Here is a 13,702-nt window from a genome sequence, read left to right on the forward strand (position 1 = left end):
CGCTTGCTCCCATGAGGCTCCCGTTCGTGACGCAGGCGCGAGGGTCTGGACCGAGGCGATCGCCCATCCGAAGCCCCCGCGACAAGCCCATGGTAACTTAGAGTAAAGAATCAGTCACTCTCTGTATTCAAGGGGGCGGGGATGCGTGACCAGGCAGCGGGGAGAACGGGCCGGTCTCATCCCGGTTCGGCGGGAAGGTCCCGGCCGGCCGTCGTGCTGGCTCATGGGGCCGCGGGCAGCTGCGCCGCCAACTTCGGCCCGATCATCACCGCGCTGGCCGCATCATGGACCGTGCTGACGCCCGACTATCCCGGATCGGGCACGACGCCTCTCGACGACGGCCCCCTCGAACTGGACGCCCTCGCCGACCGGCTCGCGGCCGCCGCGACCGCCGCCGGCCACCACCGCTTCTCCGTCGTCGGATACTCGCTGGGCGTGCCCGTCGCCGTGCGGACCGCGATCCGCCATCCAGGCCGGGTGCGTTCCCTCGTCCTGACGGCGGGCTTCGCCGCGCCCGACCCGCACCTGCGACTCACCCTGGATCTCTGGCGGCACCTGGCGGCGCAGGGCGAGCACTCGGCTCTCGCCCGGCTGTTCCTGCTGCTCGGCACGGACCCCGCCGACCTCGCCCGCCACACCCACGCTCAGCTGGACGAGGAGGTCGCCCGGACGGCCGCGGCCGTCAATCCCGGGATCCTGGCGCAGGCCGAGCTCGCGCTGCGCGCTGACGTGTCCCGCGACCTGCCGCACCTCGACGTGCCCACGCTGGTGATCGCCACGGCCCATGACCACCTCGTCAAGCCCCGGCACTCCGAGCACCTGGCCGCCGCCATCCCCCGCGCCCGCCTGGCCCGGCTGCCCTGCGGGCACCTCATCGGCCCCGCCCACTTCGGCGCCTGGGAGCGTCTCATCAGCGACTTCCTCACCGAGCCCGACCCTGCCGCCGTCGCGCGGCAGGCCGGCGCCTTCGACCATCACGCACCGGAGTTCACCCCGGACCTGGCGCACGCCGTCCACCACCGGCTCCAGGACGAACGGCCCATCGCCCGCACCGACGCCCACGGCGGGCTCGTGCTGCTGTCCCGGTACGCCGACGTCCGGCAGGCGCTGAAGGACCACCGGCGGTTCACTTCCGGTTCCGGCGTCTTCTGCCCGCGAGCCCCCGGAACCCCCTACTTCGCGCCCCTCGAGTACGACCCGCCCCTGCACACGGCGTACCGCGACCTGATGCGGCCCCCGTTCACCGCGGCCGCCGTACGCGCCCTGCGCCCGAAGGTGGACCGCCTGGTCGCCGAGCTGGTCAGCCCGGTCGCCGAAGCGGGCGAAGGAGATCTCGTCAAGGACATCGCGGTCCCGCTGCCCCTGGCGGCTCTGTCGCTGGCCGTCGGGTTCTCGGAAGAGGCTCAGAGCCGCATTCGCGCGCTGACCCGCAACACCTGGGAGCGCATGCCCAAGGACTCCCACCCGGACGGGTTCTGGCCGGCGTTCGCCGAGCTCTTCGACCAGGAGATCCGCCGCGCCAGGCGGCACCCCGGAGACGACTACCTGTCTGCGCTCGTCCGCGCCGACTTCCAGGGACGACCCGTCACGGACGAGGAGCTGCACGTCATGCTCGTCGCCTTCGCGATCGCGGGGCACGAGACGACCATGAACGCCCTGTCGCACCTCATGTGGAACCTGGCCCGGCAACCGGACCTGTACGACCGGCTGCGCGCGCGGCCCCGCCTCGTCCCGCATGCCGTGGAGGAGACCCTGCGGATGTGGCCACCCGTCGACCACGGCTCGCGCCTGACGCAGGGCGACACGGTCATGGGAGGCGAGGTGATCCCCGCCGGCTCACGCGTTCTCCTGCTCACCGGTGCCGCCAACCACGACCCCCGGGTGTTCGACGATCCCTGCGCCTTCCGGCTGGACCGGGACCGGCCCCAGCGCCATCTGTCCTTCGGCTTCGGCATCCATTTCTGCATCGGCGCCCACCTGGCGCGGGCGGAGCTGGAATCGGTCCTGATGGAGCTGCTGCGCCACCCTCCCCTGACGTTGCGTGAGCCGGCCGTACGGCGCTACGAGAACGGCAGGCACGTGGGCTTCGACCGGCTGCTGATCCGCGCACCGGCCCCGAACCAGCGGCAGGCGCCCGGCTAGGGAATGACGTCCGTCCAGCCGCTCCAGTCTGAGGGCGTGTTGACGAGGTGTGCCCGCCATCTGTCCCCGAATGGTGCTGGGTGTAGATGACGTACCAGCCGTCCAGGTTGGGGCGGATCCCCTCCCCGGCCTTGCCCAGCGACGAGGCGAAGCCGGCTCCCCGCTCAGCCCGGAGGGAGCTGCAGCGGGCGAGACCACCGCGCCCGGGCGGGTGAGCGCGGCGACGTCCAGGAGGGTGACCTCTCCGGTGGCCACCCGGTAGGCGAGCGTGCCGGCCGCGGAGTCGAAACGGGGACCGTCCACGACGTCGCGCGCCGGGTGCCGCAGGATCCGGACGCCGTCCCGGCGCCACAGGGAGACGGCCCGGCCGTCGTAGGTCGTCGGGTACCGGGCGTCGTCGCTGAAGGAGATGCCGCCGGCGTGCTCGCCGGGCAGGGTGCCCGCCCACCGAACGCCGGGGACGTCCCACAGCCTGACGTCGTCACCGGCCCGGACGGCGAGGACCTTCCCGTCCGGGGAGAAGGCGGCGGCCTGGCCCCGCGCGGGGGCGCCGCCGCCCGGTGGCGTGCCCGCTCCCCGGCTCGTCAGCAGCCGGTACGGGGCCGCGCCGAAGACCTGGACGGCCAGGCGGCCGTCGCCGGAGACCTCGACCGACTCCAGGTCGTCGTCACGCAGGTCCATCACGCGGCGCGGGGCGCGTCCGGACAGCTCCCACACCTGCCCGCGAGGCCGCCTGACGGCGACGAGCGTCTTCACGCCGAACGACAGCCGTTCGGCGGACGCGAGCCCGAACGGCCGCCCGATGGGCTCGTGCAGCTCCGCCGCGATGACCCGCGCCGTGCAGAACGGCGCCACCCTGTTGATCATGCTTCGTCCTAGCTCGGAATGGCCTCAACCGCGACGCCTTCGCCCCCATCAGCCACGGCTTCTCCAACTGGGGCGGCCGCAACCCCGCCGCCAACGCGACCCTCACCACCGCCATCACCACGGCGCACAATATGGGCAAGCTCTGGACGCAGCCGGTCTCCGTCCAGGACGAGCGCCCCAACCAGGGCATCTTCGACGAAGCCGGCAACACCGAGAACCTGCGGGCCACATGGAAGGGCGCCATCGACGGAAAGGCGGACGGGGTGCAGCTCACCACCTGGAACGACTACTCCGAGAACACCCCGTTCGCCCCCTCCAGGAACGCCGGATGGACCTACCTGGACATCAACGCCTACTGCCTCACCTGCTACAAGCTGGGCTGCCCGAAGATCACCCATGACGTCGCCTACCTGACCCACCGGGTGCAGCCGGTCGCCGCCGCCCCGTCGTACGCGCAGACCAAGCTCATGAAGCTGCGCGGCGGCGGCACCGCCGCCCGCGACACGGTCGAGGTGCTGAGCATGCTCACCGCGGCCGGCAAGGTGTCGGTCACGATCGGCGGCACGACACAGACCTACGACGCGCCCGCGGGAGTGTCCGCCAGGACGTTCCCGCTCGAACCCGGCACCGCGTCGGCCACCGTGACCAGGAACGCGGCCACGGTCGCGAAGGTCGTCTCGCCGTACCCGGTCACCGCGACGCCGTACGTGCAGGGCCTGCACTACCGCGCGGCCTCCAGCGGACGCTGAGCGAGGACACGGTGCGGGTACGGCGAGCTCCGCCGCTCGCCGTACCCGACGGCCGGGGCCGACATCGCCGGCCGGGCCGCCGGTGCGGGTGATCGGCTGTTGTCCGGATGCGGCCATCCCTTGGGTCTTGGCGAGCGGTGAGGGCGGGCATACCGTCACGTTCTCGGGTCCTCCCGTCATGGGCGGGGCCGGTCGGGAGCCCCCGGCTCAGTCCCCGTCGTCCCATGGAGGCAGGATGCGATTCCGGCATGCCCTCGGCCTGGTCGCCTCGGCCGCCCTCGTCCTGGTGATGATCCCGGCCACCGGCGCGCAGGGCTTCTCGTACGACGATCTCAAACCCTGGCAGCGACGCCTGGCCTCGGGCGCGCTCAGCGACGCGCTCGGGGAGCGGCCCGCGGCGGCCCGCCAGGCCGTGACCGGGTTCCGGCCCGCCGCGGCCCCCGACTGCGACGGGCGGCGCGGCGACAACGTCAAGGTGAACCAGAACTGCCTGAACCTCACCGACCCCGACCTGGCCGGACGCGGGCAGGCGCAGAACGAGACCTGGATCGCCGCCGACCCGGACAACCCCCGGCAGCTCGTGGCCTCCTACAACGACTACCGGCGCGGCGACGGCACCTGCGGGGTGTCCTACTCCCGCGACGGCGGCGCGAGCTGGGCCGACACGACCGTCCCGAACGGCTTCACCCGAGGGACCGCATTCGGCGGAGTCCCGCGCGAGTACTGGCAGGCCGGCGGCGACACCTCGGTGGACTGGGACAGCCGCGGCAACGTGTACCTGTCGTGCCAGGTGTTCAAGCGGGGCACCACGGTCACCGGCGATCCCGACCAGTCCAGCGCGTTCTACGTCTTCCGCTCCACCGGGACGGGCGGCGCCTCGTTCACCTTCCCCGGGCGGCCGGTCGCCGAGCACGCCGACCTGGCCGGGGCGGGCGACTTCCTGCTGGACAAGCAGCTCATGGCGGTCGACGGCTTCGCGGGCAGCCCGTTCAGGGACCGCGTGTACGTGACGTGGACGACGTTCGACGCCGACGGCACCGCCTACATCTTCGGCGCCTACTCGGCCGACTACGGTGAGAGCTTCAGCGCCCCGGTGCTGATCAGCTCGGACTCGCCCCTGTGCGCGAACACGTTCGGCATCCCCACGCCGCGCGGCTCGTGCAACGTCAACCAGTTCTCCCACCCGGCGGTCGGCCCCGACGGCGCCCTGTACGTGGTGTGGGCCAACTCCAACACCACGCCCGCGAACGCCGCCGACAACCACCTGCAGATGCTGCTGGCCAAGTCGACCGACGGCGGCGCCTCCTACTCGGCGCCGGTCAAGGTGGGCGACTTCTTCGACCTGCCCGACTGCGCCACCTACCAGGGCGGCGCCGACCCGGGACGGGCGTGCGTGCCGGAGAAGGGCCCCACGTTCAACTCCATCTTCCGCGCCGCCAACTACCCCTACGTCAACGTCAACCCGCGCGACCCCGCCCAGGTCACCGTCACCTACGGCTCCTACATCAGCCGCAACTCCCGCGAGGCCGGCGGCTGCACCCCCGCCGGATTCACCGGCCCGCTGGGCAACGCGCTCTACGACGGCGTCAAGACCGGCGGCTGCAACAACGACATCGTCGTGTCGGAGTCCACCGACGCGGGGGCGTCCTTCACCGGCACCGCCGCCGACGTGCGTACCCTCGCCACCGCCACCGACCGGCCCGGCCAGCGCACCACCGACCAGTTCTGGCACGGCGCCGACTACTCGCCGCTCGGCAAGCTGGTCGTCGCCTACTACGACCGGCAGTACGGCGACGACAGCCGCAGCGGCTTCTCCGACATCTCGCTGTCCACCCGGTCCGGCTCCGGCTTCCAGGTGCGGCGGGTGACCTCCTCGGCGATGCCGCCGCCCACCCGGTTCGGCGGCACGTTCTACGGCGACTACATCCAGGTCACCGCCACCGCCACGCACGCCCATCCGGCCTGGTCCGACACCCGCACGGCGGCCCGGTTCCGGTGCCCCGGCACAGGTGTGCCCGGCGTCCCGCCGCGGACCTGCACCGCACCGGCCCCGCAGGCCGACCCCGCCAACGACGAGGAGATCTTCACCGCCAGGGTCCCGATTCCCTGACGGAGCCGTTCCGCCGGAGCGTCCACCTCGGTCGTTCCCGGCGGCAACGCGTTCGCGAGCGCGGCCGGGAGCCGGCAGGCTCGAATCAGCCGATCGGTGGTGCGAGGTATTCCAGCGCATACCCCTGCCCGGAGGGCGTGACGCGGGCGATGCCGGGGGAGTCGAGGTGGGCGCCGGCCACGAAGTGGTGGGGCCGGGTCAGCCGGTCGAGGAGGGCCGCTCGGGCGGCGCGGGCCTGGGACTGGTCGCCGTCGAGCTCCCACGACACGTTCGGCTGATCGAACTGGAGGGTGGGGACGTGAACGGTGTCGCCCCAGACGAGAAGGTGGCCGGTGCCGCTCCTGACGTCGTAGACGGTGTGGCCGGGGGTGTGGCCCGGTGTCGGGATCGCGGTGGTCCAGTCGTTGATCGCGACGTTCTCCGTCACGGGTACGACCCGGTCGCGGATCGGCGCGAGCCGCCCCGTGAACACCGAGGCGTCGCCCGCGCCGATCCACACCCGCTCCAGCTCGGTGAACGCCTCCGCGCCGCCGGGCATGACGAGGCCGCTCACGTGGTCCTCGTGCCGGTGGGTGATGGCCACGTCGGTGACCTGCGCGCGGTCGATCCCCGCCTCGTCGAGCGCGTCGTAGATCAGTCCCATGGTGGGGTCGTGCCAGGCGTCGGACGCGCCGGTGTCGATGAGCACCGACCGGGTGCCGTCGGTGACGAAGAAGGCGTTGACCGACAGCCGCAGGTTGTCGCCGGCCAGCGGGACGGCGGCCGGCAGCTCGGCGAGCGGACGCCCGTCCTCGCCGCGCAGCCGGGTCGGCGGCATGTCGATGTACCCGTCACGCAACGAGGTCACCCGCAGCTCGCCGAACGCGAACGTGGCATGGTGGCGGCCACTCGAGATCAAACGCATGAGTGCATCTCCTATGGAAGAGCAATTTCTACTTTAGGAGAAACCGTACACTATGGCCGGCGAGGTACCCGTCGATCGAGGAGCATGGTGGTCGAGCAAGACGCGAACGCGACCGGAACACAAGAGGGTGACGACCTGGCCGGCGCGTTCGGCGTGAACGTGCGGCGGCGCCGCGAGGAGGCGGGCCTGACGCTGGAGCAGCTGTCCATCCGGTCGTCGGTCAGCCGGGCGATGCTGTCCAAGGTCGAGCGCGGCGAGAAGAGCCCGACGATCGGCGTCGCGTCGAGAATCGCCCACGCGCTCGACGCGTCGCTCTCGGACCTGATCGGCGCGCCGGCCGGCGCCGCGTCCGGCGTGGCCATCGTCATGCGCAAGAACGACCGCCCCGTCTTCCGCGACCCGGAGACCGGCTTCGAGCGGCACATGGTGTCGGCGGCCCCGGGCGCGGGAGGGGCCGAGATGATCGTCCACTACCTCCCCGCGCAGGTCTCCACCGGGCTGCTGCCCGCGTACCCGCCGGGCACGGAGAAACAACTCGTGGTGCTCCAGGGCACCCTCACGGTCGCGCTCGGCGGGATCACCGAGACCCTGGACGCGGGCGACTCCCTGTTCTTCCAGGCCGACGCGGACCACGGCTTCGCCAACCGGACCAACGCGCCCTGCGAATACATCATGGTCATCTCACGCAGAGTCTGACCGGCCGCCGACGCGCGGGCCTGGACAAAGCCGGTGCTCCTGTCTCCTCGACGCATGCCCACCGAACCGCCAGCGCCGATGGGCCAGGAGCTGTCGCGGTCCTACCGGGGCCTGCTGACTGAGCACATCGCCCGCCAGCTCGAGCACGACATCCGCTCCGGCGACATCAAGCCCGGCGTCAAGCTCCCCTCCTAGCGTGAGCTGGCCGTGCAGTTCGGCGCCAGCAGGAACGTCGTGCGCGAGGTCCTGCGCCGGCGGGAGGCGCAGCGCCTCATCGAGGTGGCCCCTCGGGGCGGGGGTCGTTCGTCAGGGAGCACACGACCACCCCGCTGGCCATCGGCGAGGTGTTCAACACCGTCTACGGCTAGACGCTGGTGACGCGGCAGCTCATCGACTATGTGCGCTCCGCCGTCACCCACGTCGGCGGCGTGACGCCGCTGCGCGGGCTGTTCGACTTCGCCGCGCAGTACCAGATCAAGAGCGCCCTCCACGGGCCGGAGGACATCTCGCCCGTCGGCATGGCCTCCGCGATCCACCTGGACCTGGCCGTGCACAACTTCGGCATCCAGGAGTACGCCGGGTACACCGACCTCACCCACCGGGTCTTCCCGCACGCCTTCACCTTCACCGACGGCCACCTGCACCCGGGCGAGGCCCCAGGGCTGGGCGTCGAGCTCGACGAGGAGCTGGCGGCGGCGCATCCGTACGCGGCGGCGTACCTGCCGGTCAACCGGCTGCAGGACGGCACCGTCCACGACTGGTGAGCTCGACCGGTGAGCTCCCCTCACCCGACCCGCCGCAGGGCGCGTTCGCGGCGGGCCGCCACCGTCGAGCCGGACTCACCGCGGGCCATCCGCCGCAGCACGACCGGTGCCAGGAGCAGGCCGAGCACCGCCCAGGCGGCCAGCACCCCGGCGGTCTCCAGGTGCCGCCACGACGCGCCGATCTCGACGGCGGCCGCCGCGTCCGGCAGCAGGGCCGAGCGCATGCCGAGCCCCATCCAGTAGAGGGGGAAGAGCTGGGCGATCCCCTGCAGCCACTCCGGCAGCGAGGTGATCGGGTAGAAGATGCCGGAGATCCCGACCAGCGCCAGGAACGGCAGCTGGACCAGCCCCTGGGCGCGGGCGGTGGTGAACACCGACCCCAGCACCGCGCCCAACGGCAGGGTCGCGACCAGGCCGAGCGCCAGCACCCAGGCCAGGCCGGGCCAGGAGCCCGGGCCGATCCGCAGGCCCTCGACCAGGAGCGCGGCCGGCACGAGGAAGATCATCAGGTCGGCCAGCAGGCCGCCGGACACCGAGATCACCTTGCCGATGAGGTAGGCGGGCATCCCGTGCGGCGTCGCCTTCGCGCGCAGCAGGGTGCCGTCCTCGCGGTCGGCGGTGAGCTGCTGGCTCATGCTGATCAGGCCGGTCGCGGCGTTCATGCCGAGGATGCCCGGCAGGGCCAGGGTGCCCAGCAGCAGGCCGCCGACCGGCAGGTCCCGGACGAAGAACAGCGTGGCCACCATCAGGGCGGGCCACAGCACGTGGGAGACCAGCTCGGCGCCGTTGGTGAACGACTGCCGCAGCTCGATCACGCCCCGGGACCAGCCCGCGCGCAGCACCGTCGCCTTCACCGGGCCGCCCCCTCGGCCTCGCGCACCAGCGCCAGGTACGTCTGCTCCAGCGAAGCCCGGTGCACCTCCAGCTCCTGCACACCGTCGCCGTGGCGGGCGAACAGCTCGCGGGCGAACGCGGTCGAGTCGGGCGTCCTTTTGACGTATCGGCGCCCGTCGTACGTCCAGCGCACCTCGTCCTCGCCGGCGATGCGCCGCGCCAGCTCGGCGGCGGTGCCGTCGGCGACGATCCGGCCGCCGTTCAGCACCAGGATGCGGTCGGCCAGCTTCTCGGCCTCGTCCAGGTCGTGGGTGGTGAGCAGCACGGTGGTCCGGCGGGCGGCGGCCAGGTCGCGGACGAGCTCGTGGAAGCCGGACCTGGCCTGCGGGTCGAAGCCGGTGGTCGGCTCGTCGAGGAACAGCAGCTCGGGGCGGCCCACCAGGCCGATCGCCACGTCCAGCCGGCGCCGCTGGCCGCCCGACAGTGTCTTGAGCTTCTTGCCGGCGTGCCCGCTCAGGCCGACCCGCTCGATCAGCTCGTCGGCGTCCCAGGGGCGCGGGGTCCCGGGGGTGGCGTAGGGGGCGTAGTAGGTGCCGAGGTGGGCGAGGAACTCGCGTACCCGCCACTTGCCGTGGTCGCGCCACGACTGCAGGACGATCCCGAGCCTGGCCCGCCACCGCTCGTCGCCGTGCGCGGGATCGGTGCCGAGCACCGAGACCCGGCCCTGGGAGCGGACGCGGAAGCCCTCCAGGATCTCGATCGTGGTGGTCTTGCCCGCGCCGTTCGGCCCCAGCAGCGCCACCACCTCGCCGTGCCGGGCCTGGAAGGTGACGTCGTGCAGGACGTCGTGCGCGCCGTACCGCATGCGCAGCCCCTCGACGTCGAGCACGAGGCCCTTGCTTGTCGTCATGACGTCACCCCTCCCGGTGATCGGAAGGTCCTGATCGCCTGTGGACCTTGAGGCTACGGATGCGGCTTCTCCTGACATGCGAGCAACCGTAGTTGACTAATTCGGAGGTAGTCAACTCCGGTTGCTTAAGCGTGGATCGGGGCTCCAGCACGAGCCGGTAGCGGGCCTGCCCGTCGCGCAGCCGGCGTACCGCGAGGCCGGCCTGATCGAGCGGCAGGCGTTCGAGGCGGGGCCGCACGTCGTGGGCGGTGGCGAAGCGCATGGTGTCCCCGATGTCGGCGGGGATGCCGGTGAGGTGGCCGGTGACCGTCTGCGCGTTCATCACCAGGCGCGCGACCGGCAGGCGGATGGTGCCGCCGTCCACGCCGATCAGGGTGAGCCGGCCGTGCGGACGCAGGCCGGCTGCGCGGATCGCGGTGAAGGTGGTGACGCCGGCGCAGCCCATCGGCGCCGCGTCCGCGTCGTCCAGCTCGTCGGGGACTCGGCGAGCGCGCCCACGGGAACGGTCACCGTGTCGGCCCAGCCTTCCGGGTAGGACAGGTCGAGGACGCGGCGTTGCCGGCAGTGCACCTGGTCGCCGGTGCGGCACGGGGCCGGCGCGACGCGTTCGCCGAGCACCCGTCGCGCGGGGAAAGGAACACCGTGCCCGAGTCCGACCACCTCGTCCAGCGGCGCACGATGACCGTGCTGGTCGTCGCGCAGATCGTCGGCACCGTGGGGGTCGGGGGCGCCCCATCGATCGGGATCCTGCTGGCCGGCGCGATCACCGACAACGAAGCCTGGGCGGGCCTGGCCCGCACCGCGAGCACGCTCGGCGCGGCGCTGCTCGGCCTGCCGCTGGGCACGCTCGGCTCCGTGCCCGGCCCGAACGACCCTCGGGCGGCCCGCGCCGCCGGCACCCGGCACGCGGCCGGGCCGCATCCGGCAGGTGCTCGCCGAGCTGCGCACCAACCGGCGGGCCCGGGTGGCGGTGACCGCGATCCATCTCGCTGATCCTGCCGGGCATCGGCTGCTCCTTCGTCAACGTCGCCGGGTCCGCGCTGTTCAACGCCGTCGTCCCGGCCGGGACCCGCGCCTCGTTCCAGGGCGGCGCCGACGCGCTGTCGAACCTGTGCGGCGCGGCGGCGGCGTTCGCGTCCGGCCCGCTGCTCGCCGCCGGCAGCTTCCCGGCGCTGTCCGTGCTGGCCCTGATCGCGCTCGTCCCGCTGGGCGTCCTCATGGCCGGCCGCGCCCCCGCCCGCCAGAGCGCGTGACGGCCCACAGTCCCGCCGTCCACGGATACCTGGTCGTGTGCGGATGGCAGCTCTGAACCCCGCGCGCGCACCGGTGGCGGGGCTCCGCGCTCGTCTCCGAGGCCGTCGGCATAAGGTGATCCCATGTTCCGCGATGAGGACCTCGACCTGCTCGCCCGGCCGCTCTACGCCTTCCTCACCGTCGCGCCGCGCGGCGATCGCTGGCCCGCGCCGCGCCCGGTGTGGTTCGAGGTGACCGGCGACGGCGACCTGCAGCTGTTCTCCGTCCGGGGCGCGCCGAAGCTCGACCGCCTCCGGGAGCAGCCCCGCGCTTCCGTCGTCGTCGCGGCTCCGCCCGGCGAGCCCGAGCACTGGGTGTCGGTCGAGGGTTCGGTCACCCTCCATGAGGAGGGCGGCGCCGAGCTCGCGGCCCGTCTGGCCGCCCGCTACTGGGACATGAGCGACCCGAACAGCCAGAAGTTCCTCGACGAGTGGCGGGCCGGGGGCGTGGTGCGCATCGTCGTCCACCCGGAGCGGGTGAACCGCTTCTCCTCCTGACCAAGGCTTCAGACCGGTTCGGCGACTCCGGTGCCGCTCATGCTGCCTACCGCGGTCAGCGCCTGCTCGACGTCCTCGTGGGTGCGGATGGCGACCATGGCGCCGGTGATCTCCAGGATCCGGGCCACCCGGGGTTGCAGCCCGACGAGGTGGACGGCGGCGCCGCGCGCCTGGGCGAGGATCGCGGCGGCCAGCAGCACGGTCAGGCCGGAGCTGTCCAGGAAGGACAGGCGGCCGGCGTCGACGATGAGGTGGTCGTCCAGGCTGCGGCGTACCAGGTCGAGGTAGGTTTCCAGCTCCTGGGAGGTGGTGACGTCCACCTCGCCGTCGATCGTGAGCACGCATGCGCCGGACTGGTAACGGTGGGTCAGTTTCATGACAGCCTCCGCGGGTGCGGCGACGGTGCGGCGGGGCGCAGCAGGGCCGTGATCGCGGCCTGCGCGCTGGGGTGGGTGTCGAGGGCATCCCACACTTCGGTGGTCCGCGGCAGGCGGGCGGGCAGATCGCGGACGGCGGCCAGATGCAGCGAGCCGCCTTGGCGGCGGAGGTCGCCGTGCACGCGGAGCAGGACGTGCGGGCCGGTGCCGTCCATGTCGGTGAGCCCGCCCAGGTCGAGCACCGGGGGCCGGCCGGGCGGCCGCGTCCGGCCGATGGCGGCCTCCGGGTCGCCAGAGCGCGGAGGCATGGGAGGCGGAGCGATCGCGATCATCACCGTCTTGTCAGGTAGGCAGAAGTGATGCGGCGGCCTCGTGCCGTCGCCGTCGAGCTTATGGCCGAACCCTGGTGCAGGAAAGCCAGTTCGTCGTATGGTCTCGGGGTAGCGAGGTGTATCCGTTCCGTACACTTCGGCGAAGAAGACGGATCCGTTGTGAGCACATGGGAAGATCTTCACCCTCGTGGACCTTCCTCACCCACCATGCCCGGGTGCTGATCGAGGTCGCCCGCGACCCCGAGGTGCGGGTGCGCGATCTGGCCGCGCGTATCGGCATCACCGAACGCGGCGTCCAGAAGATTCTCGCCGACCTGCACCGCGACGGATACCTGACCCGCGAACGGGTCGGCCGGCGCAACCACTACGGCCTCAACCTGGACGAGCACTTCCGCTACCCGACCGAGGCCGGGGTCCCCATCCGCCTGCTGATCGACATCTTCCGCCAGCCGGACCCGCCCGGCCAGGCGTAGGGCAACCGCGCACGGGAACTCCCTCAGCCCGCCGCACGGTCTCTCGCATCCGGTGCCGCGATGAGCAGGGACCCCAGACCGGGATTGCCGGTATCCGGTAAGAGGGCTTTCCAGTCTCTAGGCTTGGCAGGGGAGGGAACGTGTCCGCCGATGCCGCCAAGGCTCCGCTTCAAAGGGGTTCCGCTTGCCCGCACTACGCATGCACACCAGCCACCACGCCGACGCGACCGTGATCACGGTGGCCGGGGAGATCGATCTGGCCAGCGCTCCCGCCCTGCACCGGTTCATCGCCGAGACGCACCAGACGCCCGCCGCCCACCTGGTCCTCGACCTGGCCGAGGTCCCGTTCATGGACAGCATGGGGCTGCGCGTGCTGCTGGAGGCCTACACCGCGGCCGAGCAGCACGGCGGCGCGGTGCATCTGGCCGCCGTGCAGCGGGCGCCCGCCCGCCTGCTGCAGCTCACCCGCCTGCACGAACGGTTCCGCCTGCACGCCAGCACTCAACTGGCCCTGGCCGCCATCGCCACCGCCTCGGCGACCACACCGAGCGGCGCCGTCGACGGCGGCGCCCTCCGTGGCCCGCGAGGTGCGACCGACCCCTCCTGAGGCGACGCTCCTGAGCCGCGCGGGCCGGTTGCTACAACATCGCTCAGGGAGCGCCCGGTGAGATCCGTGGGCGTGCGCGCCGCGTGAGGTTGCCGGCGGAATACAGGTCACGCCTCGCCCGCCTGTGGCCGCCGATGTCCGTGCCCT

General features: G+C 72.4%; 17 protein-coding genes. 11 read left to right on the forward strand and 6 right to left on the reverse strand.

Translation table 11 applies throughout. The features are described from left to right. Positions 1-141 precede the first annotated feature (141 nt). From HCN51_RS24530 to HCN51_RS24540, 3 genes are all read left to right on the forward strand, one after another. Positions 142-2,142, forward strand: a complete 2,001-nt coding sequence (locus HCN51_RS24530) for a cytochrome P450 (protein WP_168011874.1) — start codon at positions 142-144, stop codon at positions 2,140-2,142. Positions 2,143-3,140: 998 nt separating this feature from the next. Next, positions 3,141-3,758, forward strand: a complete 618-nt coding sequence (locus HCN51_RS24535) for an endo-1,3-alpha-glucanase family glycosylhydrolase (RefSeq protein WP_240973195.1) — start codon at positions 3,141-3,143, stop codon at positions 3,756-3,758. Between the two features lie 235 nt (positions 3,759-3,993). Next, the gene (locus tag HCN51_RS24540; RefSeq protein ID WP_168011876.1) at positions 3,994-5,868 is read left to right on the forward strand and encodes a sialidase family protein; all 1,875 of its coding nucleotides are present in this window, start codon (positions 3,994-3,996) and stop codon (positions 5,866-5,868) included. 85 nt (positions 5,869-5,953) lie between these two features. On the opposite strand, the gene HCN51_RS24545 is transcribed toward HCN51_RS24540, so the two are convergent. Further along, complete coding sequence (locus HCN51_RS24545) at positions 5,954-6,772, reverse strand: MBL fold metallo-hydrolase (RefSeq protein WP_168011885.1); 819 nt, start codon at positions 6,770-6,772, stop codon at positions 5,954-5,956. Between the two features lie 84 nt (positions 6,773-6,856). Here HCN51_RS24545 and HCN51_RS24550 point away from each other — a divergent pair, with 84 nt between their 5' ends. The 4 genes from HCN51_RS24550 to HCN51_RS24560 are packed head-to-tail and all read left to right on the forward strand — an operon-like array spanning position 6,857 to position 8,232. After that, the gene (locus HCN51_RS24550) at positions 6,857-7,468 is read left to right on the forward strand and encodes a helix-turn-helix domain-containing protein (RefSeq protein WP_168011887.1); all 612 of its coding nucleotides are present in this window, start codon (positions 6,857-6,859) and stop codon (positions 7,466-7,468) included. 54 nt (positions 7,469-7,522) lie between these two features. After that, the gene (locus HCN51_RS62360) at positions 7,523-7,663 is read left to right on the forward strand and encodes a hypothetical protein (RefSeq protein ID WP_346433769.1); all 141 of its coding nucleotides are present in this window, start codon (positions 7,523-7,525) and stop codon (positions 7,661-7,663) included. Positions 7,664-7,675: 12 nt separating this feature from the next. Continuing rightward, on the forward strand, positions 7,676-7,846 hold the full coding sequence (locus tag HCN51_RS63045; protein ID WP_428981547.1) for a hypothetical protein: 171 nt from the start codon (positions 7,676-7,678) through the stop codon (positions 7,844-7,846). After that, positions 7,843-8,232 carry an enolase C-terminal domain-like protein gene (locus tag HCN51_RS24560; RefSeq protein ID WP_168011686.1) on the forward strand — a complete coding sequence of 130 codons (390 nt, stop codon included), beginning with the start codon at positions 7,843-7,845 and terminating at the stop codon, positions 8,230-8,232. The genes HCN51_RS63045 and HCN51_RS24560 overlap by 4 nt, the downstream gene beginning before the upstream one ends. 20 nt (positions 8,233-8,252) lie before the next feature. On the opposite strand, the gene HCN51_RS24565 is transcribed toward HCN51_RS24560, so the two are convergent. Genes HCN51_RS24565 through HCN51_RS24575 form a run of 3 tightly spaced genes read right to left on the reverse strand, consistent with a single transcriptional unit; the run spans position 8,253 to position 10,340 of the window. Continuing rightward, on the reverse strand, positions 8,253-9,086 hold the full coding sequence (locus HCN51_RS24565; RefSeq protein ID WP_168011889.1) for an ABC transporter permease: 834 nt from the start codon (positions 9,084-9,086) through the stop codon (positions 8,253-8,255). Next, positions 9,083-9,976 carry an ABC transporter ATP-binding protein gene (locus HCN51_RS24570; protein WP_168011891.1) on the reverse strand — a complete coding sequence of 298 codons (894 nt, stop codon included), beginning with the start codon at positions 9,974-9,976 and terminating at the stop codon, positions 9,083-9,085. Before HCN51_RS24570 ends, HCN51_RS24565 begins: the two co-directional genes overlap by 4 nt. 4 nt (positions 9,977-9,980) lie before the next feature. After that, a complete protein-coding gene (locus HCN51_RS24575; RefSeq protein WP_168011893.1) occupies positions 9,981-10,340 on the reverse strand; it encodes an MDR/zinc-dependent alcohol dehydrogenase-like family protein in 360 nt (119 codons plus the stop codon). 191 nt (positions 10,341-10,531) lie between these two features. On the opposite strand from HCN51_RS24575, the gene HCN51_RS58185 reads away from it, so the two are divergent. Next, positions 10,532-10,969, forward strand: a complete 438-nt coding sequence (locus HCN51_RS58185) for a hypothetical protein (RefSeq protein WP_206067687.1) — start codon at positions 10,532-10,534, stop codon at positions 10,967-10,969. 383 nt (positions 10,970-11,352) lie between these two features. After that, positions 11,353-11,766, forward strand: a complete 414-nt coding sequence (locus tag HCN51_RS24585) for a pyridoxamine 5'-phosphate oxidase family protein (RefSeq protein ID WP_168011895.1) — start codon at positions 11,353-11,355, stop codon at positions 11,764-11,766. A gap of 8 nt (positions 11,767-11,774) precedes the next feature. Here HCN51_RS24585 and HCN51_RS24590 read toward each other — a convergent pair whose 3' ends face one another. Further along, a complete protein-coding gene (locus HCN51_RS24590) occupies positions 11,775-12,143 on the reverse strand; it encodes an STAS domain-containing protein (RefSeq protein ID WP_168011897.1) in 369 nt (122 codons plus the stop codon). Continuing rightward, the gene (locus HCN51_RS24595; protein WP_168011899.1) at positions 12,140-12,451 is read right to left on the reverse strand and encodes an STAS domain-containing protein; all 312 of its coding nucleotides are present in this window, start codon (positions 12,449-12,451) and stop codon (positions 12,140-12,142) included. The genes HCN51_RS24590 and HCN51_RS24595 overlap by 4 nt, the downstream gene beginning before the upstream one ends. A gap of 191 nt (positions 12,452-12,642) precedes the next feature. Between HCN51_RS24595 and HCN51_RS24600 the strand changes: the two genes are divergently transcribed. Then, positions 12,643-12,948, forward strand: a complete 306-nt coding sequence (locus HCN51_RS24600; RefSeq protein WP_168011901.1) for a helix-turn-helix transcriptional regulator — start codon at positions 12,643-12,645, stop codon at positions 12,946-12,948. Positions 12,949-13,132: 184 nt separating this feature from the next. Further along, complete coding sequence (locus tag HCN51_RS24605; RefSeq protein ID WP_168011903.1) at positions 13,133-13,555, forward strand: STAS domain-containing protein; 423 nt, start codon at positions 13,133-13,135, stop codon at positions 13,553-13,555. Positions 13,556-13,702 lie beyond the last annotated feature (147 nt).

It is taken from the genome of Nonomuraea composti (assembly GCF_012034275.1).
Classification (GTDB): Bacteria; Actinomycetota; Actinomycetes; order Streptosporangiales; family Streptosporangiaceae; genus Nonomuraea; species Nonomuraea composti.